The following is a 24,975-nucleotide window of genomic DNA, read 5'->3' as shown; positions in this document are numbered from 1 at the left end:
TCTTCTCCGATCGCAAACAATGGATTAGGAGAGAGGTATTCGTAGCCGAATTACGTCCGGATGAGTGACTATTTTGATCGTTATGTAGCCGTTATGAACGGCTCTCGATGGTGACGCACGAACAATGCTGACAAGGCAACTGACGCGCAAGCGACGCGCACTCTCGGACTGTGCTCCGGTAAATCGAAGAATGCGAAAGGTTGTGAGGCATCCAGGGTTGCCATGGCAACGAATGTGACAAGATAAGACCCTGCGGGCATTGGTCGGAGCTGACAGGGATCGATTGCCAACACTGAATAGGGGGAGTTCGTTGATTACTGGACGTGCGCCCATCCCGTCGGATGCGTTCCCACTGTCGTCCGCGCAGCGCCGTATGTGGTTCGCGCAGCAGCTCGCCCCTGAGGTACCCATCTGCATCGCTCAGTACGTCGACCTGTACGGCGATTTGGACTTCGAGCGGCTCCGTCGGATCACGTTCGAGGTCGCTCACGAGTTCGGGTCGCCCTTCCTGCGGGTGGTCGAGGTCGACGGCGAGCCGTACCAATACGTGGACCATGACGCGAAGGATCGGATCCTCCTCCACGACTTCCGTGACGAAGCAGATCCGATGGCAGCAGCACGGAAGTGGATCGACGACGACTACCTGAAGCCCGTCGACTTCGAGCGTGACCTCCTCATTCTGAATACGGTTCTCCGCGTCGGCGAGCGCCACTACCTCTGGTACAGCCGGATTCACCACATCGCACTCGACGGCTTCGGTGCGGTGACGATGCTGAACAGAATCGCGGGCCAGTACACCGCCGAGGTCGAGCAGACCGAGCTCAAGGTTGCACCCGCAGCCGACCTCCGCACGCTGTACGACCTGGACCTGGAGTACCGCTCGTCGAGTCGTTTCGAGAAGGACAGGACCTACTGGGCGGGCCGGGTCGAGGGGCTCGAAGACGGTTCGACGCTTGCCCGACGAGTCGGCGAGCCGACCGCACACGTGAGTTTGGAAAGTGCGGCGTTGCCCGACGACGTCGTAACCCGACTCGAATCCAGCGACTCGTCCGCCGCCGTCGTTGTCGCCGCCTTCGCCACCTACCTGTCGAGGTTGACGGGTAAGCAGAGTGTGCTGATCAACCTGCCGGTGCTTGCCCGCGGAACCGCGCTGCTGCGACGCTCCGGCGGAATGCTCGTCAACATGGCTCCGCTGAACATCAGCGTCGAGCCGGACGACACCGTTGCCGAATTGGTCGCACGCGTGCAGCTCGAACTGACCGGTGCTCTACGGCATCAGAAATGCAGCCTCGAAGACATTCGCCGCGACGCCGGCGTCCGTATCGGTGAGCGCCGTTTCACCGGGCCGATGATCAACGTGATGCTTTTCCATCAAGAGGTGCGACTCGGCGACGTCGTCGGCGAGTACAACATCGTCACCTCGGGACCCGTCGACGACCTGCTTGTCAACGTCTACCAAAGTGGTACCCCCTCCAAGACGTTCATCGACTTTCGTGCCAACCCCAATTCCTACGACGACGACGAGCTGCGTACGCATCACCGTGCATTCGTCGAGTTGTTCCACGAATTCGTCGAAGCGGATACCGCTACATCCCTGGCGACGATCCATCGCGCAACCGCCGAGACCGGGGACCTGCTTCGGCGGGACAACGATCGCCTCGCCTTCTGGAGGCGCGAACTCGCCGGTGCTCCGGAGTTGCTGGAGCTGCCCGCAGACAGGGCGCGACCGGTCAGCCAGTCGCACGACATCGGCTACACCGACGCCGACATTCCCGGCAAGGTCGGCTACGCCTTGTCCCGACTCGCAGACGACTGCGAGACAACGGTTTCCGCAGTAGTTCGCGCGGCACTCGCGCTGCTGCTGGCACGGTTGTCGGGCACATCCGACATCGCCATTGCACTGCGCCCGAACGAACCGTCGTCGAACCCGGTGGTGTCACGGACGCTGATCGAGGCGGCGGAACCCTTCTCCGATTTGCTGGGCCGAGTCGATGCCGCGGGAGCCGTCGCCGCGGCACACGGCGGAGTGCCGGTCGACGATCTGCTCACCGAACTCGGCGTCGCGCGTAACGAGGCTTTCGCGCCCTTCGCACAGGTGTTGCTCGAAGTGTTCGACGACGCAGGAGTCGAGCCGGTCGAGCATCGAGACCACTTCGACCTGCAGGTGGCCGTGTTCGAGAGCCGTTGCGCGCACTGCAGCGCCGAAAGCCTGAAGGTGCAGGCGCGGTACGCAACCGACCTGTTCGACGAGACGACGGTCAGCGCGCTGCTGCAGCGGTTGGTTCGAGTTCTCGGTGTCGTGACGTCGCAGCCCAAGGTCGCCGTCGGCGACATTGCGGTAGTGACCATCGAAGAGTCGGAAGCGCTCGTCCCCGCCTACCGCCCCGCAGTGGAGTCGGAATTCCTGCCGACGATCCTCTCCGCCGCAGCCCGCTTGATTCCGGAATCGATCGCAATCGAGTACGGCGATCGCACGGTGTCCTACAGCAAGCTCGACGAGTGGTCCTCGCGTCTGGCGCGCGTCCTGATCGCAGCCGGAATCGGACCGGAAACATATGTGGCGCTGGCACTTCCGCGCTCGATCGAATCGGTTGTCGCGGTCTGGGCGGTCGCCAAGTCGGGTGCCGCCTTCGTCCCTGTCGATCCGAACTATCCACGCACGCGCATCGACTACATGATCGAAGACTGTGGTGCCGCAGTCGGTCTGACGGTCTCGCGGCACGTCGCTGCGCTCCCGACGTCGACGAAGTGGCTGTTGCTCGACGATCCACAGGTCGCGGACGGCATGGCCAACGGGCCTGTGACGGACGCGGAACGCTGCCGACCGCTACGACTCGAAAATCCTGCCTATCTGATCTACACCTCGGGCTCGACCGGACTGCCCAAGGGCGTTGCCACTGCACACGCGTCGATCGCGAACATCGTTGCCGAACAGCGTGTCCGAGTTCATCCGACCGGTATGTCACGGGTTTCCGCGTTTTCGTCGACGAGTTTCGACGCCAGCATCTTCGAGCAGTTGCTCGCGTTCGGCAGCGGCTCCCGGCTCGTCATCATTCCGCCCTCGGTATACGGCGGCGACGAACTGCGAAACGTGTTGCGGACCAAGCGAGTAACCCACGCCTTCTTCCCACCTGCAGCATTGGGTTCCCTCGATCCCGCAGGGCTCGAAGCGCTCGAAGTGATCACCGTCGCAGGCGAGGCGTGCCCGCCGGAACTTGCAGCACGTTGGGCGCCCGGCCGCCGGCTGTACAACGCGTACGGTCCGACCGAGACGACCATTGTGGTCAACATCAGCGACCCGCTGGTCGAAGGCGAGACGATCAATATCGGCTCGATTCTGCCGGGTGTCCGCGAAGTTGTGTTGGACGACAAGTTGCGGCCAGTTCCCGTCGGCGCGGTCGGCGAGTTGTACATCGCAGGTCGCGGCGTCGCCCGTGGCTACCACGGCCGTGCAGGGCTGACCGCGACGCGATTTATGGCAGATCCGTACGGTGAGCCGGGCGATCGTATGTATCGCACAGGCGATCTTGTTCGTTGGATCGGTCCGGTGTCGGCGCCCAAGATCGAATACGTCGGCCGCTCCGACTTCCAGGTGAAGGTTCGCGGATTCCGCATCGAACTCGGCGAGATCGATGCAGCGTTGACGGCACATCCCGCAGTGTCGTTCGCCGTCACGGCCGGCCACGCCGCGCCGTCGGGTGAGACTGTGCTCGTTGCGTACGTCGTTGCCGAAAACGGTGCGACGATCGCCTCGGACGGGCTCAAAGCCTTTGCAGGTGAACGGCTCCCGTCCTACATGGTTCCGCAGACGATCATCGTGCTCGACAAGATTCCGCTGACGCCTGTCGGAAAACTCGATCGCGCAGCGTTGCCAACCCCCGACTTCACTGCGAACGCCGACACGTATCGCGAGCCGACCACGGCAGCCGAACAGGTTGTCGTCGAGATCTTCGCCGAACTTCTCGGCCTGGAGCGGGTCGGCGTGGACGACGGCTTCTTCGACCTCGGTGGCAACTCGTTGGTCGCGTCGCGGGTGATCGCGCGCATCAACGCTGCGCTCGGCACCAACGCCGGTGTGCGCGAACTGTTCGACGCGCCGACCGCGGCCTTGCTCGCCGATCGGGTGCAGCAGTCGAGCGGTCCGGCGCGGCCGGTGCTTCTTGCCCGCGAACACACCGACCGGGTAGCGGTATCGGCTGCGCAGCAACGTATGTGGCTGGTCAACCAGATGGATCCGACAGCGGCGACCTACAACATTGCGATGTCGATCCGGTTGACGGGCGCGTTGGATATCGATGCCTTGTCTGCTGCCGTTGCCGACGTCGTCGAGCGGCACGAGTCCCTCCGCACTATCTACCCAGGCACCGGCGACGGACCGATCGCACACATCCTCGGCGCCGACGCCTTCAGTTTCGACACGCAGGTCACCCTCGCGACCGAGGCGGACCTGCCGGTGCGCCTGAACGAATTCGCTTCCGCCGGTTTCGATGTGAGCCGTGAACTGCCGATGCGGACCGCCGTGTTCGCTCTCGCCGCCGACGTTCACGTCGTCGCGTTCGTCGTTCATCACATCGCAGCAGACGGTGCGTCGATGGCGCCGCTGGCACGCGATGTGATGACCTCCTACATCGCGCGCAGCCACGGTGACAACGCGCAATGGTCCGCCCTTCCGGTCCAGTACGCCGATTACGCGCTCTGGCAACAGGAACTGCTCGGCGACCCCACGGACGCGGACAGCGTTGCCAGGACCCAGCTCGACTACTGGACGACCGCACTTGCCGAGGTGCCTGAGGTTTCGGCACTGCCGACTGATCGGCAACGGCTGCCCGGACGATCGGCACGCGGTGACGTCGTCCGCTTCGCGATTCCCGCCGAATTGCGTGGCACACTGACCGATCTCGCGCGTCGACACGATGCAACGCTGTTCATGGTGCTGCACGCGGCGCTCGCCGTGGTTCTCGGTCGCCTGTCAGGTGCCCGCGACATCACCGTCGGCACTCCGGTCGCGGGCCGCGGCGACGGATTGCTCGACGACCTAGTCGGCATGTTCGTCAACACCGTCGTGCTGCGGACCGAACTCGACCCGACGGCCTCTTTCGACGATCTCGTCCGCCAGGCTCGCGAGGTCGACCTCAACGCCTTCAGCAACGCCGATCTGCCGTTCGATGTGCTCGTCAATGCTGTTCGGCCGCAACGAACTCCGACCCACACACCGCTGTTCCAGGTGATGCTCGCCTACCAGAACAACACGGCGGCGCATTTGGAACTCCCGGGTCTCACCATCGACGTCGACGAGGTCGACACCGGTACAAGCAAATTCGACCTGCACCTGATGTTGACGGAGGACCCGGAGCAGACGGGGGAGCCGATCGATGCGGTTCTCACCTATGCGACGGACATCTTCGACGAGAGCACAGTTACTGCGTTCGCGCAACGTTATCTGGCAGTTCTCGGCGACGTGGCGTCGTCAGCCGCAACGCCGATCGGCGACCTGGAGATCCTCGGCAGCACCGAGTTGGCGTTGCTCGCCACGTGGAATGCGACAACCGTCGAGGTTGCCGACGAGATGTTGCTCGATCGGTTCGCAGCGCAGGCCGCGCTGACCCCAGACGCCGTAGCGCTCGAATTCGGTGATCGCACAATGACCTACGCGGAATTCTCCGCCGAGGTCAACGCGCTCGCTCGACACCTGATCGGTGTCGGCATCGGACCGGAATCGATCGTCGGACTGGCGATGCGCCGCTCGGTCGACCTGGTCGTAGGAATGTATGCAGTCGTTGCCGCGGGCGCGGCCTACCTGCCTATCGATCTGGATCATCCAGCCGAGCGCACCGACTATGTCATCGACAGTGCACGTCCGGCGGCCGTGCTGACCACCGCCGCCGAGCGCTCCGAATTAGCTATCGCGGCACCGGTTTTCGTCATCGATTCACTCGACCTCACCGCCTACGCAACGACGCCGATCGAGCAACGGGAGCGCACGGCGACCCTCGGGCCGGACAACACGGCGTACGTCATCTACACCTCCGGTTCGACAGGACGTCCGAAGGGCGTTGCCGTCACACATCGGGCCATCGTCAACCGGCTGCGGTGGATGCAGGCCGAATACGGACTGACCGAATCCGATGCAGTGCTGCAGAAGACGCCGTCCACGTTCGACGTGTCGGTGTGGGAGTTCTTCTGGCCCTTGCAGATCGGTGCACGCCTTGTCGTCGCCGCACCGGACGGCCATCGTGATCCCGCCTACCTCGCCGACATCATCGGTCGTCGCGAGATCACCGTCGCACACTTCGTCCCCTCGTTGCTCGCCGTGTTCACAGCAGCTGCGGACCGCGATCGGTGCGCGCCGTTGCGAATGGTGTTCTGCAGCGGCGAAGCGCTGCCGGCTCCGACGGCTACCGCCTTCCTCGCTCTGTCCTCGGCTCAGCTGCACAACCTGTACGGACCCACCGAGGCGGCTGTCGACGTCACCTACTGGGAATTTGTCGACACCGACGAGACGACCGTGCCGATCGGTGCACCGGTCTGGAATACGCAACTGCACGTGCTGGATTCGCGGCTGCGGCTCGTCCCGCCTGGCGCGGTCGGCGAACTGTATCTTGCCGGAACACAATTGGCGCGCGGCTATGCCGGAAGGGGTGGACTGACGGCCGACAGGTTCGTCGCATCGCCGTTCGAATCCGGCGCCCGGATGTACCGGACCGGCGACCTGGTGGCATGGCGCGCCGACGGGAACCTCACCTACCTCGGTCGCTCCGACTTCCAGGTGAAGCTGCGTGGTCTACGGATCGAACTCGGCGAGATAGAGCAAGCGCTGCTGGAAGATTCGTCGGTTGCTCAGGCCGCCGTTGTCCTCAAGCACTCCGACACTGTCGGTGACGTGTTGGTCGGCTACGTCGTTGCAGCCTCGGCTGCAGGCGTCGACACGATGGGACTGTCCGCCAGGATTGCCCGTCGCCTGCCCGCCTACATGGTGCCGACGCAACTTGCGGTCCTCGACGAGTTCCCGTTGAGCGCGAACGGAAAGCTCGACCGCAACCGGCTACCGATGCCTGAATTCGACTTGCCGGTAGTCGATTACGTCGCACCCCGCACCGCTGCAGAGGCGGTCGTGGCCGGCGTGTTCGCCGACATGCTCGGTGTCGAGCGCGTCGGCATCGACGACAATTTCTTCGCACTCGGCGGCAATTCACTTGTCGCCATGCGGATGGCTGCGCGAATCGGGGCTGCTCTCGATACCGAGGTCGCTGTCCGCGAGTTGTTCGATGCGCCGACCGTTGCGCAGCTTGTCGAGTTGCTCGATTCGACTGCCGCAGACAAGGCGGGCCGTCCGCAGATCGTCGCCGCGTCGCGTGACGGTGAGCTGCCGCTGTCACCCGCCCAGCAGCGGATGTGGTTCATCAATCAGTTCGACACGAACTCGTCGGCATACAACCTGGCGTTCTCGCTCCGGCTCACCGGTGCCCTCGACATCGATGCACTGCAAGCCGCCAGCGCCGATGTGGTCGCACGGCACGAGTCACTGCGGACCCGCTACCCACTCGGAGCAGGCGGACCTGTCCAGGTGATCGAGCAGGCTGTCGAACTTCCGCTCGAAACCATCGAGATCGCCGACGACGCAGAGCTGACCGACCGGATCCAGCAGGTGGTCGCCGCGGGATTCGACGTCGCAACCGAAGTCCCGATCCGGACCCGACTCTTCCGTCTCGGCACCGCCGATCACGTCCTGACCGTTGTCGTGCAGCACATTTCGGCAGACGGCTTCTCGATGGCGCCGCTGGCACGTGACTTCATGGTCGCCTACCAGCACCGCGTCGGTGGCACCGCACCCGATTGGGCACCGCTCGAGTTCCAGTACGCGGACTACGCACTGTGGCAACGCGACGTGCTCGGCGCGGAGAGTGATCCGAACTCGCTCGCGGGGCGGCAACGCGAATACTGGGAGACGACTCTCGCGGGTGTGCCCGACTTGCTCGAACTCCCGACCGACCGCCCGCGGCCTGCGCAGCGCTCCGGAGCAGGCGCTGTCGTCGACTTCGAGATTGCACCCGAGCTCCATGCAGCGCTGATGCGTCTTGCCCGAGACAACGGTTCGTCGATGTTCATGGTCGTCCATGCGGCCCTTGCGATCGTCGCCTCCCGACTGTCCGGCAGCGACGACATCGTGATCGGTACGCCGGTCGCCGGCCGCGGTATCCGCGAAGTCGACGACGTCGTCGGGATGTTCGTCAACACCCTGGCGCTGCGAACCGCCGTGCGAGACGACGAACGCTTTGCCGACCTGCTGCGCAGCGTGCGGTCCACCGACCTGGCGGCCTTCGCCAACTCGGACGTGCCGTTCGAGCGGGTCGTCGAATTGCTCGATCCGGTGCGATCGGCTGCGTTCACGCCGCTGTTCCAGATCATGTTGGAGTTCCGCGACATCCCGCGTCCCGACGTGGAACTGCCCGGGCTGTCGGTAGCACTTGTCGAAGCAGATGCCGCGTTGGCACATTTCGACCTGATGTTGTCGTTGTCCGAAACGTTCGACGCAGACGGAACGGCCGCAGGGGTGCGTGGCGGGATCCGCTATGCGACAGATCTGTTCGACGCCTCGACGGCGCAAACCTTCGCCGAGCGCTTCGTCCGCGTTCTCGACGCAATCGCCGCCGACTCGGCAGCCGTTGTCGGCGATATTCCCATCGCCTCGACCTCCGAGCTGTCCGAGTTCGCGCCCGCTTACGGCCTTCCGAGCCTTCGGGCACAGTTGTGGCCCGAGATCATGGCCGACGCAGTTGCCATGCGCGGCAGCGCAATCGCGGTTCGAAGCAATGGCCGATCGCTGACCTACGACGAGATCGATGCCTGGTCCAACCGCCTCGCGCGTGTGCTGATCGCTCGCAATGTCGGACCGGAGTCGTTCGTCGCGCTGGCGATCACACGCTCGGTCGAGTCGGTCGCCACGGTCTGGGCCGTCGCGAAGGCGGGCGCCGCGTTCGTTCCCGTCGATCCGAACTATCCCATCGAGCGAATCACCTACATGCTCGACGATTGTGCTGCCACGCTTGGCATTACAACGGGTAATCAGATCGGCAAGGTCGCGGCTGCACAGGTCCCGTGGCTGCAACTCGACTCCGAGGAAGCTCGCGACGAGATCGCAGCACAGTCGGCTGCGCCGATCACCAACGTTGATCGCACCGCACCGCTGCGCATCGAACACCCCGCCTACGTCATCTACACCTCCGGTTCGACGGGTAGGCCCAAGGGTGTCGTCGTCACGCACACCGGGCTGGCGAACCTCACTTCCGAAGTGCGTGAACACTTCTCGATCACCCCGGCATCCAACGTCTCGCACCTCGCATCGCCCAGCTTCGACGCATCGGTCTTCGAGCAGACGATCGCGTTCTCCGGCGGAGCCACCCTCGTCATCGTTCCGCCAGAGGTCTACGGCGGAGCCGAACTCGCACGGCTGCTCGTCGCGGAGGACGTGACGCACACGTTCATCACGCCGTCCGCCCTCGCCTCCATCGATCCTGCTGACCTGGTCTCGCTGAACACGATCGTCGTAGCAGGCGAGGCATCTCCGCCGGAATTGATCGCGCGCTGGGCGCCGGGTCGCCTGGTGTTCAACGGCTACGGTCCGTCCGAAGCGACCATCGCGTCCAGCATCAGTGCCCCGCTGCAGCCGCACGGTGTGATCGACATCGGCAGCCCCGCAACGGGTTTCCGGCAGGTTGTGCTCGATACGCGGTTGCGTCCCGTTCCGGTCGGCGTCGTCGGCGAACTGTACGTCGCTGGCCCGGGCCTTGCCCGCGGCTACCACGGTCGCAGCGCGCTGACCGCTGCCAGGTTCGTCGCAGATCCGTTCGGCGAGCCGGGAGAACGCCTCTACCGGACCGGCGACCTCGGTCGCTGGACCCACACGGGCGTTGTCGAATACGTCGGTCGTAGTGACTTCCAGGTGAAGGTCCGTGGCTTCCGTATCGAACTCGGCGAGATCGATGCCGCGTTGTCGCAGTCCGACGACGTATCGTTTGCAGTCACCTTGGGCCACGAAGCGCCGTCGGGGGAGACCGTGCTGGTCTCCTACGTTGTGCCGGAGGCCGGCCGAGCCATCGATATCAATGGGCTGAAAGATGCTGTGGCACGGCTACTGCCGTCCTACATGGTGCCTTCGGTCATCACCGTGCTGGCAGCGGTGCCGCTCACGCCGGTCGGCAAGCTCGATCGCTCGGCCTTGCCGGTACCCGACTTCGCCGCCTCCGTCGACAGCTACCGGGAACCGGCGACCGCTGCCGAGACGATCGTCGCGCAGATATTCGCCGACCTGCTCGGTGTCGAGCGTGTCGGTGCCGACGACAGTTTCTTCGAACGTGGCGGGAACTCCCTTCTCGCGACTCGAGTTGTGGCGCGAGTCAACGCAGCACTCGGATCCGCGATCGGCGTCAAGACGCTCTTCGACACCCCGACCGTCGCAGCGATCGCAGCTCGGGCGCAGGAACGTGACGGTGCCGCAACGCGTCCCGCCCTGCAGACGCGCGAGCGCACGGCCGCCGGCCCGCTGTCCTGGGCGCAGCAGCGGATGTGGTTCGTCAACCAATTCGACACGGCCTCATCGGCGTACAACATCCCGCTTGCGATTCGCATCACCGGCGCTCTCGATGTCGAAGCATTGCGCGCGGCAATGTCGGACGTCGTCGGCCGCCACGAAGCACTGCGCACGATCTATCCGAGCGGTGCAGACGGTCCCGTAGCGCAGGTGTTGGACGCGTCCGTCGAGCTCGTTGTCGAGACTCGCTCGGTTGCCGAGAACGACGTCGTTGCAGAGGTAACGCGTTTCGTCGCAGCAGGCTTCGACGTCACCACGCAGCTACCGGATCGCTTCGGCCTCTTCGACATCGGCGAAAACGACCATGTCGTGGCTGTCGCGGTTCACCATATCGCGGCGGACGGTGCCTCGATGGCACCGCTGGCCCGCGACGTTGTGACCGCTTACGCTGCGCGTTCCAACGCAGTCGACCCCTCATGGGAGCCGCTCGCGGTTCAGTACTCCGATTACGCACTGTGGCAACGAGAATTGCTCGGCGACGCCTCGGACCCGACCAGCCTCTCAGCAGCGCAAGCGAACTTCTGGACCGACGCACTCGCCGATCTGCCGGAGTCCCTCGCGCTGCCGACCGACCGCGCCCGGCCGGCCCGGCTGTCGCTGCACGGCGATGTGGTCCGGTTCGAGCTCACGCCCGCCCAGCACGCAGGTCTCGTCGACCTCGCTCGTGCGCACGACGCCACCATCTTCATGGCGGTACACGCGGCACTGTCGGTACTTCTTGCCCGACTGTCGAATACGGCCGACATCGCCATCGGAACGCCGGTCGCCGGTCGCGGTGAGGAAGCGTTGGACGATCTGGTCGGCATGTTCGTCAACACGATCGTGCTGCGGACCCGACCCGACGCCGGACTCACCTTCGCCGAACACCTCCGGCGGACGCGAGAATTCGACGTCGCGGCATTCGGGAACACCGACCTGCCGTTCGAGTCCCTCGTGGACACGCTCGCCCCGACACGTGCGACCGACCGTTCGCCGCTCTTCGGTGTCTTGCTCGAATTCGGAAATCACGGCGGGGCACAGGTCGAACTCGACGGCCTCGGTATCGAGGCATTCGAGCCGAGTCTCGCGGTTGCGAAGTTCGATCTGCAGTTGTCGATCAGCGAGCGGTCCGGCGGTGGACTCGATGCTGCATTCACCTACGCCACCGACCTGTTCGATCACGCAACGGTGCAGTCCTTCGCCGACCGCCTCACGTGGATCGTGAACCAGGTTGTTGCAGAGCCGAATACGACCCTCGGCGACATCGACCTGCTGACCGCGGCCGAGCAGCAGACGATTCTGACCGAGTGGAATCACGTCGGAGCGGACGTCGAGGCAGTGACGTTGGTCGACCTGTTCGATCGCTCGGCGGCTCTGCGCCCGATCGCAGTTGCGGTTACCGCAGGCGATCGCACCCTGACCTACGCCGAACTGTCGGGGCGGGCAAATCAGCTCGCCCGATTGCTGATCGCCCGCGGTGCCGGCCCGGAAACGCTTGTCGCCGTTGCGCTGCCACGCTCGGCCGAACTCGTCGTTGCATTGCTCGCCGTACTGAAGTCCGGCGCGGGTTACCTACCCGTCGACGTGACGTACCCGGCAGACCGCTTGGCGTTTATGTTCGCCGACGCCGCGCCGGTCTGCGTGCTGACGATGGACAGCGAATCCGCCGGGGTGCCCGAGACCGAGGTCCCCGTCGTTTCTCTGGATTCGGCAACGATCGTCGATCAGATCGACAGCTTCTCGACAGCGCCGATCACCGACGCCGAACGCCGGGCAGTGCTTCGGCCCGACGCGACCGCGTACGTCATCTACACGTCCGGCTCCACCGGCCGCCCGAAGGGCGTCCTGATCCCGCACGCCAATGTCGTTACGCTGCTGACCAATACGGCCGTGCAACTCGCCTTCGACGAGCGTGATGTCTGGACGATGTTCCACTCCTACGCGTTCGACTTCTCCGTGTGGGAACTGTGGGGACCGCTTGCCTACGGCGGCAGGCTCGTCGTCGTCGACTACCACACGGCACGGTCGCCGGAGGCCTTCCTCGAGCTGCTGCGGCACGAGCAGGTCACCGTCCTCAACCAGACGCCGACGGCGTTCTACCAGCTGGCAGCCGTCGAAACCGCAGGAACGCAAACGGTATTGCCGCTGCGCCTTGTCATCTTCGGTGGTGAGGCACTCGACCTCGCCGAGCTCGAGCGCTGGTACACCCACCACTCCGACAACGCGCCGCTACTGGTCAATATGTACGGAATCACCGAGACAACCGTGCACGTGACGGCGCTCGAACTCGACCGCGAGTTCGCGCGCAACGCGTCCGCAAGCGTTATCGGACAGGCAATCCCGGGGCTGAGCACCTACATCCTCGATAGCCGCATGCGGCCCGCGCCGATCGGCGTGACCGGCGATCTGTACGTCTCAGGTGCGCAACTCGCGCGCGGCTACCTCGGCCGTACCGACCTGACGAGTAGCCGGTTCGTCGCGAACCCGTTCGGCACCAAGGGCGAGCGGATGTATCGAACGGGCGACCTCGCCCGCTGGAACCGTGACGGCCTGCTGGAATATCTGGGCCGCAGCGACTTCCAGGTCCAACTACGCGGGTTCAGAATCGAACTCGGCGAAATCGAAGCGGCGCTCACCCGGTTCCCCGGGGTTGCACGCGCCGTTGTGAAGCACCACGTAGCCGACGGGCGTACCCCCGAGCGCCTTGTCGGCTACGTGGTCCCACAATCGAACTGCACCATCGACATCGAAGAGGCGCTCGAATTCGTCGGCCAGCAATTGGCTGCCTACATGGTTCCGGCGACTCTGCTGGTCCTCGACGAGTTGCCGGTCACCTCGACGGGCAAACTCGATCGAAAAGCGTTGCCGAACCCCGACTTCAGCAGCAGGTCGGTCGAGTCCCGCACGCCGGCCAACCAGCTCGAGCAGACGCTCGCGCAACTGTTCGCCGAGGTGCTCGGACTCGAGTCCGTCGGAGTCGACGATTCGTTCTTCGCCCTCGGTGGCGACAGCATCATGTCGATTCAGCTCGTATCGCGCGCCAAGGCAGCCGGTGTGCAGTTCGCACCGCGCGATGTCTTCGAACGTAAGACGGTCGCTCGCCTTGCCACGGTCGCGCAGTTCGGCTCCAGCGCAACGCCTGTGCTCGAAGAGCTCGCCGGCGGCGGCATCGGTGACCTGCCGTCGACCCCGATCGTGCGGTGGATGCACAACCGTGGCGGCACCTTCGACCGCTACTCACAGGCCGCGCTGCTGACCCTCCCGGTCGGCATCGACGCGAACAATCTGATCGGAGCCGTCGCTGCCGTCGTCGATCACCACGACATGTTGCGATCGCGCCTCTTCGAAGGTGCGCTGTCCGTCGGCGAGGTGGGCAGCATCGATGCAGCGGACATCGTGCGTCGCGTCGCCGTCGAATCTGTCGCCGATTCCGACGAGTTCTTCGCCTTCGCAGGCTCCGAACTCGACGCCGCAGCGGATCGTCTCGATCCTCCGTCGGGAATTGTGTTGCAGCTGGTGTGGTTCGATGCCGCCCGCGGCGCCGGACGGTTGCTTATCGTCGCCCATCACATCGCGATCGACGGTGTGTCGTGGCGAATCCTCGTACCGGACCTCGCCACTGCGTGGGCGCAACTGAGCCAAGGAGCCGAGCCGCAACTTGCTCCTGTCGGTACGTCGATGCGCCGGTGGGCGCATGGCCTCCTCGACGAAGCGCCGAAGCGTCGTGGCGAACTCGCACACTGGGTGCGGACGCTCTCGGTCGACGAGCAGCCGATCGGATGGCGTGCGCTCGACCCGAGCATCGATGTCAACGCGACCGTGCAGACAGTCTCCGTCGCACTTCCCGCAGACGTCACCGACCTGGTATCGAGCAGCTTGCCCGCAGCGTTCCACGGGTCGATCAACGACGGTCTCGTCGCCGGTCTTGCTCTGGCACTGACGAAGTGGCGCCGCAGTCGCGGCTCCGACATCAGTTCCGAGCTGATCAGTCTCGAAGGCCACGGACGTGAAGAGTCCGCTGTCGACGGCGCCGACCTCGCCAGGACGATCGGGTGGTTCACCACGATCTTCCCGGTCCGGCTCGATGTTGCCGCACTCGATGTCGACGACGCCTTGCGCGGCGGCCCCTCGGCCGGTGCGCTGGTGAAGACCGTCAAGGAACACCTGGCTGCGATTCCCGATCACGGCATCGGCTTCGGGATGCTCGCCTATCTCGACCCCGAAAGCGCGGCGGTACTCGCCGAGCTGCCGACCCCGCAGATCAGCTTCAACTACCTCGGTCGCTTCACCTCCGCGGTGGAATCGGCTCCCGAGTTCGGTTGGTTGCCGGTCGAAGGTTTCGATCGAGGGAGCGCGTCCAATCCCGAGATGCCCGCGGCGGCGGCACTCGATATCAACGCAGTCACGCGCGACACCGAACGTGGCGCCGAGCTGCACGCGAGCTGGTCGTTCCCATCCGGCGTTCTCGCAGCCGAGGACGTGGAAGAGCTGGCAGCACTGTGGGTTACGGCAATGACCGCACTCGCGCGTCATGCGGCACAGCCTGATTCGGGTGGCCTGACCCCGTCCGATCTGCACCTCGTCAACCTCGATCAGGCCGCGATCGAACGGCTGGAGGAGCGTTATCCAGCGCTCGAATCGGTCTGGTCGACGTCACCGCTGCAGTCCGGGTTGCTGTTCCACTCCCTGCTGAGCGCCGACGATCTGTCCAACCCCGCCTACATGGTTCAGTTGCGGCTCGAACTGCGCGGCGCGGTCGACGCAGACCAGATGCGGCGTGCGGGCCAAACCCTGCTCGATCGGCATGCGAATCTACGGACCGCGTTCGTTGCCGACGAGGCGGGCCACCATCTGCAGGTCGTCGTCCGCCAGGTAGAGCTGCCGTGGCGTTCGGTCGATCTGTCGACCGTTGCCGCGTCCGAGCGGGCAGCGGCATTGCAATCCGAACTCGCCGCCGATGTCACCGACGGCTTCGATACGACGGCGGCACCGCTGCTTCGGATGTGCCTGTACACGTTGGGCGACGGCGAGTTCACGCTGTCGATCACCAATCACCACATCCTGCTCGACGGCTGGTCGATGCCGCTGCTGATGAAAGAACTGATCGTGCTCTACGCGACGGACAGCGTGACCACCGAGTTGCCGAGTCCACGCTCCTACAGCGAGTACCTCGCGTGGCTGGGTGCCCAAGACGCCGACGAGGCCCGTGCGCGGTGGACCAAGGCGTTGCACGGCACCGAGGATCCGACACTGCTCGCCGGCGTCGTGGCTGCCGAAAGTAGCGCGCCGTCAAAGGATCTCGTCCTCGATCTCGGTACCGACCTCACTGCCGAACTGCAGCGAATCGCCGCGGATCGCGGCATCACGCTCAACACGATGATCCAGACCGCGTGGGGAATCGTGTTGGGAGCGTTGACGTCACGTCGCGATGTCGTGTTCGGCACCACGGTGTCGGGTCGGCCGCCGCAGTTGGCCGGCATCGAATCGATGATCGGCTTGTTCATCAATACGATTCCGGTCCGCATCACCCTCGACCCGTCGGAGAGTCTCGGCCGGTTGCTCGACCGCATCGCAGGCGAGCAGGCGGGTCTTCTCGACTCCCACCACGTCGGTCTCACCGAGATTCAGCAGGCAGTCGGGTTGGGCGCGTCGTTCGACACGCTGAGTGTGTTCGAGTCGTACCCGGTCGATGCGGCCGGTATGTCCGACGACACCGATATCGCAGGCATGCGCATCGTCGACGTGGCAGGCACGGACGCCGCCCACTACCCGCTCAGTGTCGTCGCCTACCTCGACGATGAGTTGCACCTGAAGATGAAGTACCTGCCCGACCTGTTCGACGCCGACGCTGTCGAGGCGATCGCGGCGCGAGTGCAGCGAGTACTCGCTGCGATGGTTGCCGACCAGAACCTGCCGCTGGTCCGGCTGTCGGTGCTGTCCGACAACGAAACTCGGTTGCTGGCGCCGGTTCGCGGTGCGGCGGGTGGAACCGTTCGGACGCTGCCGCAACTGTTGGCCGATACCGCTGCGGCAGTGCCGGATTCGATCGCGATCCGCTACAACGGACGGTCGGTCACCTACCGGGAACTCGACGCCGAATCGAACCGCGTTGCCCGGGTACTGATCGACGAGGGTGTCGGTCCGGAAACATTTGTCGCGGTTGCGTTGTCGAGGTCCATCGACTCGATCGTTTCGATCTGGGCAGTCGCGAAGTCGGGAGCAGCCTTCGTTCCGGTCGATCCGAACTACCCGACCGACCGCGTCGACTTCATGCTCGCCGACTCCGGAGCAACAGTCGGACTGACCACACGGACCTTCGTCTACGACCTGCCGGGTGGCATGCCGGGCGATCCGGGGACCGTCCGCTGGTTGGTACTCGACGAGGCAGGTACCGAGCGCCGAATCGTAGGCAAGCCGGCTGACCCGATCTCGGATACGGACCGTACGTTGCCGGTGCACCTCGCGCACCCGGCCTACCTGATCTACACGTCCGGCTCGACCGGCAAGCCGAAAGGCGTTGTCACAACCCATGCGAGCTTGGAAAACTTCGCTCTCGATCAGATCGCTCGCTTCGATCTGACGGCGGCGGCTCGGGTGTCGCACTTCTCGTCGCCGAGCTTCGACGCGTCGATCTTCGAGTACCTGCTCGCCTTCTCGTCAGGTGCCGCCTTGGTGATCGTCCCTCCGACGATCTACGGCGGCGACGAACTTGCCGAACTGTTTGCAGCAGAGGGTGTTACCCACTGCTTCGCAACCCCCGCCGCATTGTCCTCGGTCCATCCGCACGGCCTCGACGCGCTGCAGTACCTACTCGTCGGTGGCGAAGCGGTCTCGCGTGAACTGACGAGCATCTGGGCGCCGGGGCGGAACTTCGTCAACGTGTACGGACCGACCGAGACGACGATCGCAGCAACGATGAGCATGCCGCTGGCAGTCGATGGACCCGTGACGATCGGATCGCCGGTCAGCGGTGCCAGCGCAGTCGTACTCGACGCGCAACTTCGACCGGTCCCGGTCGGCGTCGCAGGCGAGTTGTACCTGGCAGGCATCGGTTTGGCGCGGGGCTACCACGACCGCCGCGGCATGTCGGCGTCGCGCTTCGTCGCAGACCCGTACGGTGCGCCCGGCACCCGGATGTACCGCACCGGCGATCTGGTTCGTTGGGCCACAGACGATTCCGGTCGCCTGACCATCGACTACATCGGTCGCTCCGACTTCCAGGTCAAGGTCCGTGGCTTCCGTATCGAACTCGGCGAGATCGACACGCAGCTGACGAACCATCCCGACGTGTACTTCGCTGTGACCGTCGGTCACAGGGCACCTTCCGGTGAAACCGTGCTCGCCTCCTACGTTCTGGAAGCCGAAGGGTCCACGATCGATACAAGGGAGCTGCGCGACCATCTTGCGAAGCACGTTCCCGCGCACATGGTTCCGTCGTGGATCGCCGTGCTCGACGAGGTTCCGCTGACGCCGGTGGGCAAGCTGGACCGGCGTGGCTTGCCGATCCCGGACTTCTCGCGCGACGGCGTCGACTACTGCGCGCCGGAGACGAACCTCGAAGTCGCCGTCGCTGCGGTGTTCGCAGACGTTCTCGGCCTCGACAAAGTGAGCATCGACGACAGCTTCTTCGACATCGGCGGCAACTCGCTCGTTGCGACGCGGGTGATCTCGCGCCTCAACGCCGAGTTGGGCATCAGCGTCGGCGTGCGCGCGGTGTTCGAGGCTCCGACAGTCCGACGCCTGGCCGAAAGGGTCTCCAGCGAAACGACATCGCCAACCTCGCGTGCAGCTCTCGTGCGGCAGGAACGACCGGACATCATCCCCGTCTCGGTACCGCAGCAGCGGATGTGGTTCATCAACCAGTTCGACCCGACCTCGGCCGCATACAACATCCCGATGGCGATCAGGCTGTCCGGCAGGCTGGATCGGTCCGCGTTGGTCGCGGCGGTCCGCGACGTCATCGAGCGGCACGAAATCCTGCGCACGGTCTTCCCCGACACGGCTGCCGGTCCGAGTCAGCAGATTCTCGATGCCGACCAGGTCGTCGTCGATCTCACCCGCGTGGCTGTCGACGAATCCGAATTGCTCGGCAGGATAACGGCGTTGGTCAGCCTCGGCTTCGACGTGACGCGTGACGTTCCCGTCCGCGCCGGGTTGTTCGCCCTCGGCGAGGACGAACACATCGTCGCCTTCGCTGTTCATCACATCGCGGCTGACGGTGCATCGATGGCACCGTTGGCGCGCGACATCGTCGCGGCCTACGTCGCTCGTTCGGCGGGAATGGCACCGCAGTGGTCCCCGTTGGCAGTGCAGTACGCCGACTACTCACTGTGGCAACGCGAGATCCTCGGATCCGAAACCGATGCCGCCAGCCTCGTGTCGACTCAACTCGACTACTGGCGTACCCAACTGGCAGGCGCGCCGGATGTTCTTGCGCTCCCGACAGACCGCCCGCGTCCGGTGCAGCAGTCGTTCGCCGGCAGCGTGGTTCGGTTCGACATCGGTGCCGAACTGCATCGTGCGCTCACGTCGCTTTCGCGTCACAACGACGCGACGATGTTCATGACGTGCCATGCGGCACTCGCCGTACTGCTCGCGAGACTGTCCGGGACGCAGGACATTTCGATCGGCACACCGATCGCGGGCCGAGGTGAACGCGAACTCGACGACCTCGTCGGCATGTTCGTGAACACGCTGGTGTTGCGTACTCGCATCGACTCGTCGGCATCCTTCGCCGACCTGCTTGCCTCCCATCGGGAGACGGACCTGACAGCGTTCACCAACGCCGACGTTCCGTTCGAACGGCTCGTCGACGTGCTGCAACCGACACGCTCGACGGCGTACTCGCCACTGTTCCAGGTGTCGATCGAATTCCAGAACAACGAACGTCCGCACCTCGAGCTCCCCGGCCTGCGCGTCGAGGGACTCGATCTCGCACCGTCGGTCAGCAACTTCGACCTCGAGCTGATCCTTGCGGAGTCGACAGGCGAGGACGGCGGCCCCGGCGGCATCGAGGCGGCGTTCACCTTCGCGACCGATCTGTTCGACGCGCAGACCGTGACGGCATTCGCCGAACGTTTCGTCAGGATCCTCACGGCAGCCACCGAGGCAGCGACCTTGCCGGTCGGCGACATCGACCTCATGACAAGCGCCGAAGTAGCCGAACTTGTTCCGGCGCTAGGCAACCTGTCGGTGCAGCCGCGCCTCTGGCCAGAGATTCTCGCCGGTGCGGCCGCAACCAGCCGTCGTGCAGTCGCATTGCGGTGCGAAGGTCGCTCGGTGTCCTATCGCGAACTCGACGAATGGTCCAACCGGCTGGCGCGAGTCCTCATCGCGGCAGGCGTCGGACCGGAATCGGTTGTCGCGCTGGCATTGCCGCGATCCATCGAATCGGTATCGGCGGTCTGGGCTGTCGCCAAGACCGGTGCCGCGTTCGTTCCCGTCGACCCGACCTACCCGGCGGATCGCATCACCTACATGCTCGGCGATTGCAGGTCCGGAATCGGACTGACCACCGCGGCCGTTCGCGACGGACTTCCCGATTCCGTGGCATGGACCGTCCTGGACGACCCGGAAACCGAAGCGCAACTGCGGAATACCTCGTCGGCCACGTTGCGCGACGCCGAGCGGACCGCGACGCTTCGACTCGACCACCCGGCGTACGTCATCTACACATCGGGCTCGACGGGCCGGCCGAAGGGCGTCGTCGTCACCCACGCCGGTCTTGCGAACCTGGCCGAAGAGGAGCGGATGGCGCTCGCTCTCACGCCCGAATCGGTTGTCTCGCATCATGCTTCGCCGAGCTTCGACGCGGCGGTCTTCGAGCAGATCATGGCCTTCTGCGCCGGTGCGACGCTGGTGATCGTGCCGCCGACCATCTACGGCGGCGACGATCTCGCCGACCTGGTGGCGCGCGAGCATGTCACGCACATGTTCATCACACCGACCGTCCTCGCGACGCTCGATCCGGCCGACATCGGCGCGGTCGAGACCCTGCTGGTCGCAGGCGAGGCGTGCCCACGCGAACTCGTCGATCGCTGGTCGCCGACGACACGCATGATCAACGCCTACGGACCGACCGAGTCGACCATCATGGCGACCCTGTCGCAGCCGATGACCAGCGCCGCCGCGATCACGATCGGTCGCCCGTCGCGCGGCTTCCATGTCGCAGTCCTCGACACGCGACTCCAGCCGGTACCGGTCGGAGTTGCAGGCGAGTTGTACGTCGCCGGACCAGGCTTGGCCCGCGGCTATCACGACCGGCCAGCCCTGACGTCGTCTCGCTTCGTCGCCGACCCGTTCGGTCTGCCAGGTGCGCGGATGTACGCAACCGGGGATGTCGTGCGCTGGATCGCAACACCGTCCGGCACCGAGATCGAGTACGTCGGCCGGTCGGACTTCCAGCTCAAGGTCCGCGGCTTCCGGATCGAGGTCGCGGAGATCGACACCGTCTTGAGCAGCCACGCGAGCGTTTCGTTCGCGACGACACTCGGCCACACGGCGCCATCCGGCGAGACGGTCCTCGTGTCCTACGTCCTGCTCGACGGCTCCGCAGAGAATGCCGACACGACGTCCCAGCTGCGGGAGTTCGCCGCCGAGCGGTTGCCGTCGTACATGGTGCCGACCGCAGTCGTCGCCATCGACGAAGTACCGCTGACACCGGTCGGCAAGTTGGACACCCGCGCACTTCCGGCACCCGACCTCACCTCGACGACGCATGAATATCGCGCGCCGTCGAACGAGACGGAGACCGCGATCGTCGAGGTCTTCGCCGAGTTCCTCGGCATCGCCCGCGTTGGCGTCGACGACAACTTTTTCGACATCGGTGGTACGTCGATCATGGCGACGAAGGTGCTCCCCGCCCTGCGGGACCGCCTCAACAGGCAGATTCCGCTGCAGGCGATCTTCGTCCAGTCGACCGCGGCCGACCTGGCAGCGCACTTGGCGACGACGACAGACGCGATCGATTCCATCGATGAGGCGCTGAGGGTGCTGGTGCAACTGAAGACGGGCGGCACGAAACCCGCACTCTTCTGCGTACATCCCGCGGTCGGGCTGTCGTGGGGCTACGCGCGACTCGCCCATCAACTCGGCGACGATCGCCCGGTCTACGGTCTGCAGTTGCCCGCACTGAGCGGCGAACCGAAGTTCGAGTCGATCCCGGATCTCGCCCGCAGGTACGTCGAGGAAGTACGCGCCGTGCAGCCGCAGGGCCCATACCACCTGCTCGGCTGGTCGCTCGGTGGAGCTATCGCGCACGAGATGGCCGTCGAACTACGAGCCGCCGGCGAGGAAGTTCAGACCTTGGCGCTGATGGATAGTCACCTGGCAGGTCCGGACGGGTTCGACGAGACCGAGCGCCCCGGGTTGAGCTTGAAGGAGATGGTGCGCCACCTCGGCGTCGAGCTCAACGGCTACAGCGGAGTCGCCGAGCTGACCTTCGAGCAAGCGATCGAACTCATCGACGAATCACTCGGTCATCAGACGGGTCTCACACCGACGCATCTGAAGCGGATCAACGCCGGTTTCGAGAACGTCGCTTCCTTGATGAACGACTTCACACCCGACGTGTTCGACGGTGACGCCCTGTTCTTCACCGCGGCCAACTCGTCGCGGGGTTCGGAGTTGGTCGGGGAGTGGGACAGGGCAGTGGGCGGACAGATCGTCGAGCACGCCGTCGATTGTGAGCACCACGAAATGATCGCAGGCGAAGCGGTCGACGTAATCAGTGAGGTGTTGCAGAGCTACATCGAGCGGTAATTCGATTACGCCGACGCCGACACGGTAATAAGGCTAGGAGAAGGCGAGCAGTCGTTCGACTGCTCGCCTTCAGTTGTGTGCAAAACAATGGCTGCCGTATTCACCGCACACAAAAACCCCGATATCCGCTGGAGTCGAATATCGGGGCGCTTGTGGGGCTGTTTATTTGACGAGCGTGAATTGCATGATGTCGAAATAGCCGTCGCGGAACATGGTCGCGCAGCCGGACAGATACTTGACGTACCGATCGAATACCTCTTGCGAGGCGATCGCCACGGCGTCGTCGTGGCGATCGATCAGATTCTGGGTCCAGATATCGAGAGTCTGTGCGTAGTGCAGCTGCAGCGGATGGATTCGCTCGACACGAAAGCCGACCGCCTCCGCTCCGGTGCGGACCCACGGGGGCTCGGGGAGCTGGCCGCCGGGGAAGATTTCGTCGATCAGGAACTTGCAGAAGGAGAGGTAGTTCCGGTCGACCTTCAAGCCCATGTCGCGCAGCTGGTGCCGGTGGTATCCGACGATGGTGTGCAGCAACATCCTGCCGTCGGCGGGCAGCAGATCGTGGCACAGGTTGAAGAAGGCGTCGTAGCGTTCCCTGCGGAAGTGCTCGAACGCGCCGATGCTCACGATGCGATCGACAGGTCCGCCGTCGTACTCTTCCCAGCCCTGCAATCGGACTTCGGCAGAGCGATTACCAGGCAGTTTGTCGAACATGCCCTGCACGTAGTCGTGCTGATTTCGCGACAGCGTCAGGCCGATTACGTTGACGTCGTACTTTTCGATGGCGCGCATCATCGTGCCGCCCCAGCCGCAGCCGACGTCGAGCAGTGTCATACCCGGACGAAGATCGCACTTCGCAAGTGCAAGATCAACTTTGGCGACCTGAGCCTGCTCCAGTGTCATGCCTTCGTGTTCGAAGTAGGCACAGCTGTAGGTGCGGGTCTTGTCGAGAAACAGCCCAAAGAAGTCGTCCGAGAGGTCGTAATGGGCTTGCACATCCGTATAGAACGGTGCCAGATCCGTCATCTTCGAGTCCCTCCGCCATGTTCGGTGGGTGCTCGAAAGTGCTACCCACAGACTTTATTCGGAGCGGGCGACCGGGCGGATTGGACTATTTCAGCAGATCACAATGATGCCGATGCACGTCTTCAAGACGGCAGGCGGCGGCGGTGTTGCCAACTCGTCGAAGCCCGGATCTCCAGGCCCTGCAACGGGTTTGCGCTCGATCCTCACAGCCTGGACCCGCACTGCATCGGTGACGACCAGCTCGCCGAGGCTGTTGATACCCAATGCCTGCGGTGCGACGAGACCTTCGATCGGCACCTCGAACGGCGTCGTCGTACCTGCAGCGAGGCCGAGCACGCGGTTGTGTCCGGTGTCGGCAACGAAGACGTCGCCCGCGCCGTTCGCGGTGACGGCCATCGGTCCTGCGAGCGGGCCGAAGGGCAGCGTCGACGGTCGGGCGGTGGCGGTCATGTGGACCACCTGATTGGTCGGGGCGTCGGCGATGAACATGCCGCCCTGCTGACTGAAGGCGACGTTCGGCGCCGCGTTCATGCTTGTGATCGGCGGTGGCGCGACAGGCATCGGGTCGGCCGATGCGCCGGCAGGCGCGAACGTCGCGAGACCCAAAGCGAGGAGAGCGGAGGCGGCCAAAGTTCGCCGACCTGTCGTGAAATCTTGTGTACGCATCTCTTCTACCCAACGTTGCTCGGCACCGACCACAGGCAACCTAGCACTTCGGTGGGGTCGGAGTAACCTGTCGGCGCGGTGTATCGCGGGTGCCGAAATCGGGTAGCAGGGCGCTCGCCGGGCAAAGAATTGAAATGAATTGCAATTCGCCATTGACTCGGAAAGCGCCGCCGTGGTGAAGTTATTTATGGCGACAATTCGAGAGGCCTCGTCTGTCTTCATGCCGAGCGCCATATCGAGTCCCATGCGCAGTCTTCTGTGCAGTTCTATTCGCACCTGCCGAAAATAACCTCTCTCCTTCTAGGAGCAAAGAATGAAGCTGTATCCATCGATCCGTCGAGTCTGCGCAATTTTCGCGGTAGTTGCGGCCGGCGCCGTCGTCCCTGCAATTGCGAGCGCAGCGCCACCCGTGCCATTTCCTTCACCGGTATTCACGCTCGGCTGCGCACAGCCTGCGCCGCTGACCCTGTCGGCGGCATCCGCCCAGTCCGGACCCGAGGCGAACCCACCGATCGGTGCGGGCCAGGTCCGGTTCGAGGCGCGGCCGGCCGTGCCGTTCCTCTCGGGCGCCGGGCGCATGGTCGTCGGCTGGGTCAATACGAGTAACGGTGCCAACGGCATGGTCGACCTCGATGGTCCGCTGCCGGTGCTCTCGAAGACGGTCACAACAGGCTCGGGACGAATCCTCGTCGCGATGTTCGCGCCGATCGACGGGATCCTTTGCCAGGTGAATCCGTCCGCATCGGTGATCGTGGCGTAGCCATCGCGCGATAAGCGGGGCACGCCCGTCAGCGTGCACCCATTCGGGTCGGTGTGCACCATGCTGAGTGCACACCGACCCGAACCGGCGCAGTCGCACGAGTGACGCTGGTGACCCACTATTGAGGTTTTGCGACGGGATCCGGGCTGTTGCGAAATGAGGGGCGCACTGTCGTTAGCTTTACTAACGTTGCGCG

4 protein-coding genes are annotated in these 24,975 nt (G+C 64.5%); 2 read left to right on the top strand and 2 right to left on the bottom strand.

The features are described from left to right. The first annotated feature begins 310 nt into the window (after positions 1-310). Complete coding sequence (locus ACHIRB_RS16960) at positions 311-22,327, top strand: non-ribosomal peptide synthase/polyketide synthase (protein WP_395127731.1); 22,017 nt, start codon at positions 311-313, stop codon at positions 22,325-22,327. 162 nt (positions 22,328-22,489) lie between these two features. On the opposite strand, the gene ACHIRB_RS16955 is transcribed toward ACHIRB_RS16960, so the two are convergent. Both ACHIRB_RS16955 and ACHIRB_RS16950 read right to left on the bottom strand, forming a co-directional pair. Further along, entirely contained in the window at positions 22,490-23,353 is an 864-nt protein-coding gene (locus tag ACHIRB_RS16955) for a cyclopropane mycolic acid synthase family methyltransferase (RefSeq protein ID WP_395125821.1), read from the bottom strand. A 90-nt stretch (positions 23,354-23,443) separates the two neighbouring features. Beyond that, on the bottom strand, positions 23,444-24,019 hold the full coding sequence (locus tag ACHIRB_RS16950) for an NHL repeat-containing protein (protein WP_395125820.1): 576 nt from the start codon (positions 24,017-24,019) through the stop codon (positions 23,444-23,446). Between the two features lie 313 nt (positions 24,020-24,332). Between ACHIRB_RS16950 and ACHIRB_RS16945 the strand changes: the two genes are divergently transcribed. Then, entirely contained in the window at positions 24,333-24,779 is a 447-nt protein-coding gene (locus ACHIRB_RS16945) for a hypothetical protein (protein ID WP_199704815.1), read from the top strand. The last annotated feature ends 196 nt before the right edge of the window (positions 24,780-24,975 follow it).

This window comes from Antrihabitans spumae (assembly GCF_043944905.1).
Lineage (GTDB): Bacteria > Actinomycetota > Actinomycetes > Mycobacteriales > Mycobacteriaceae > Antrihabitans > Antrihabitans spumae.
Note: the sequence above shows the minus strand (reverse complement) of the source record. Positions and strands in the feature narration are given on the sequence as shown.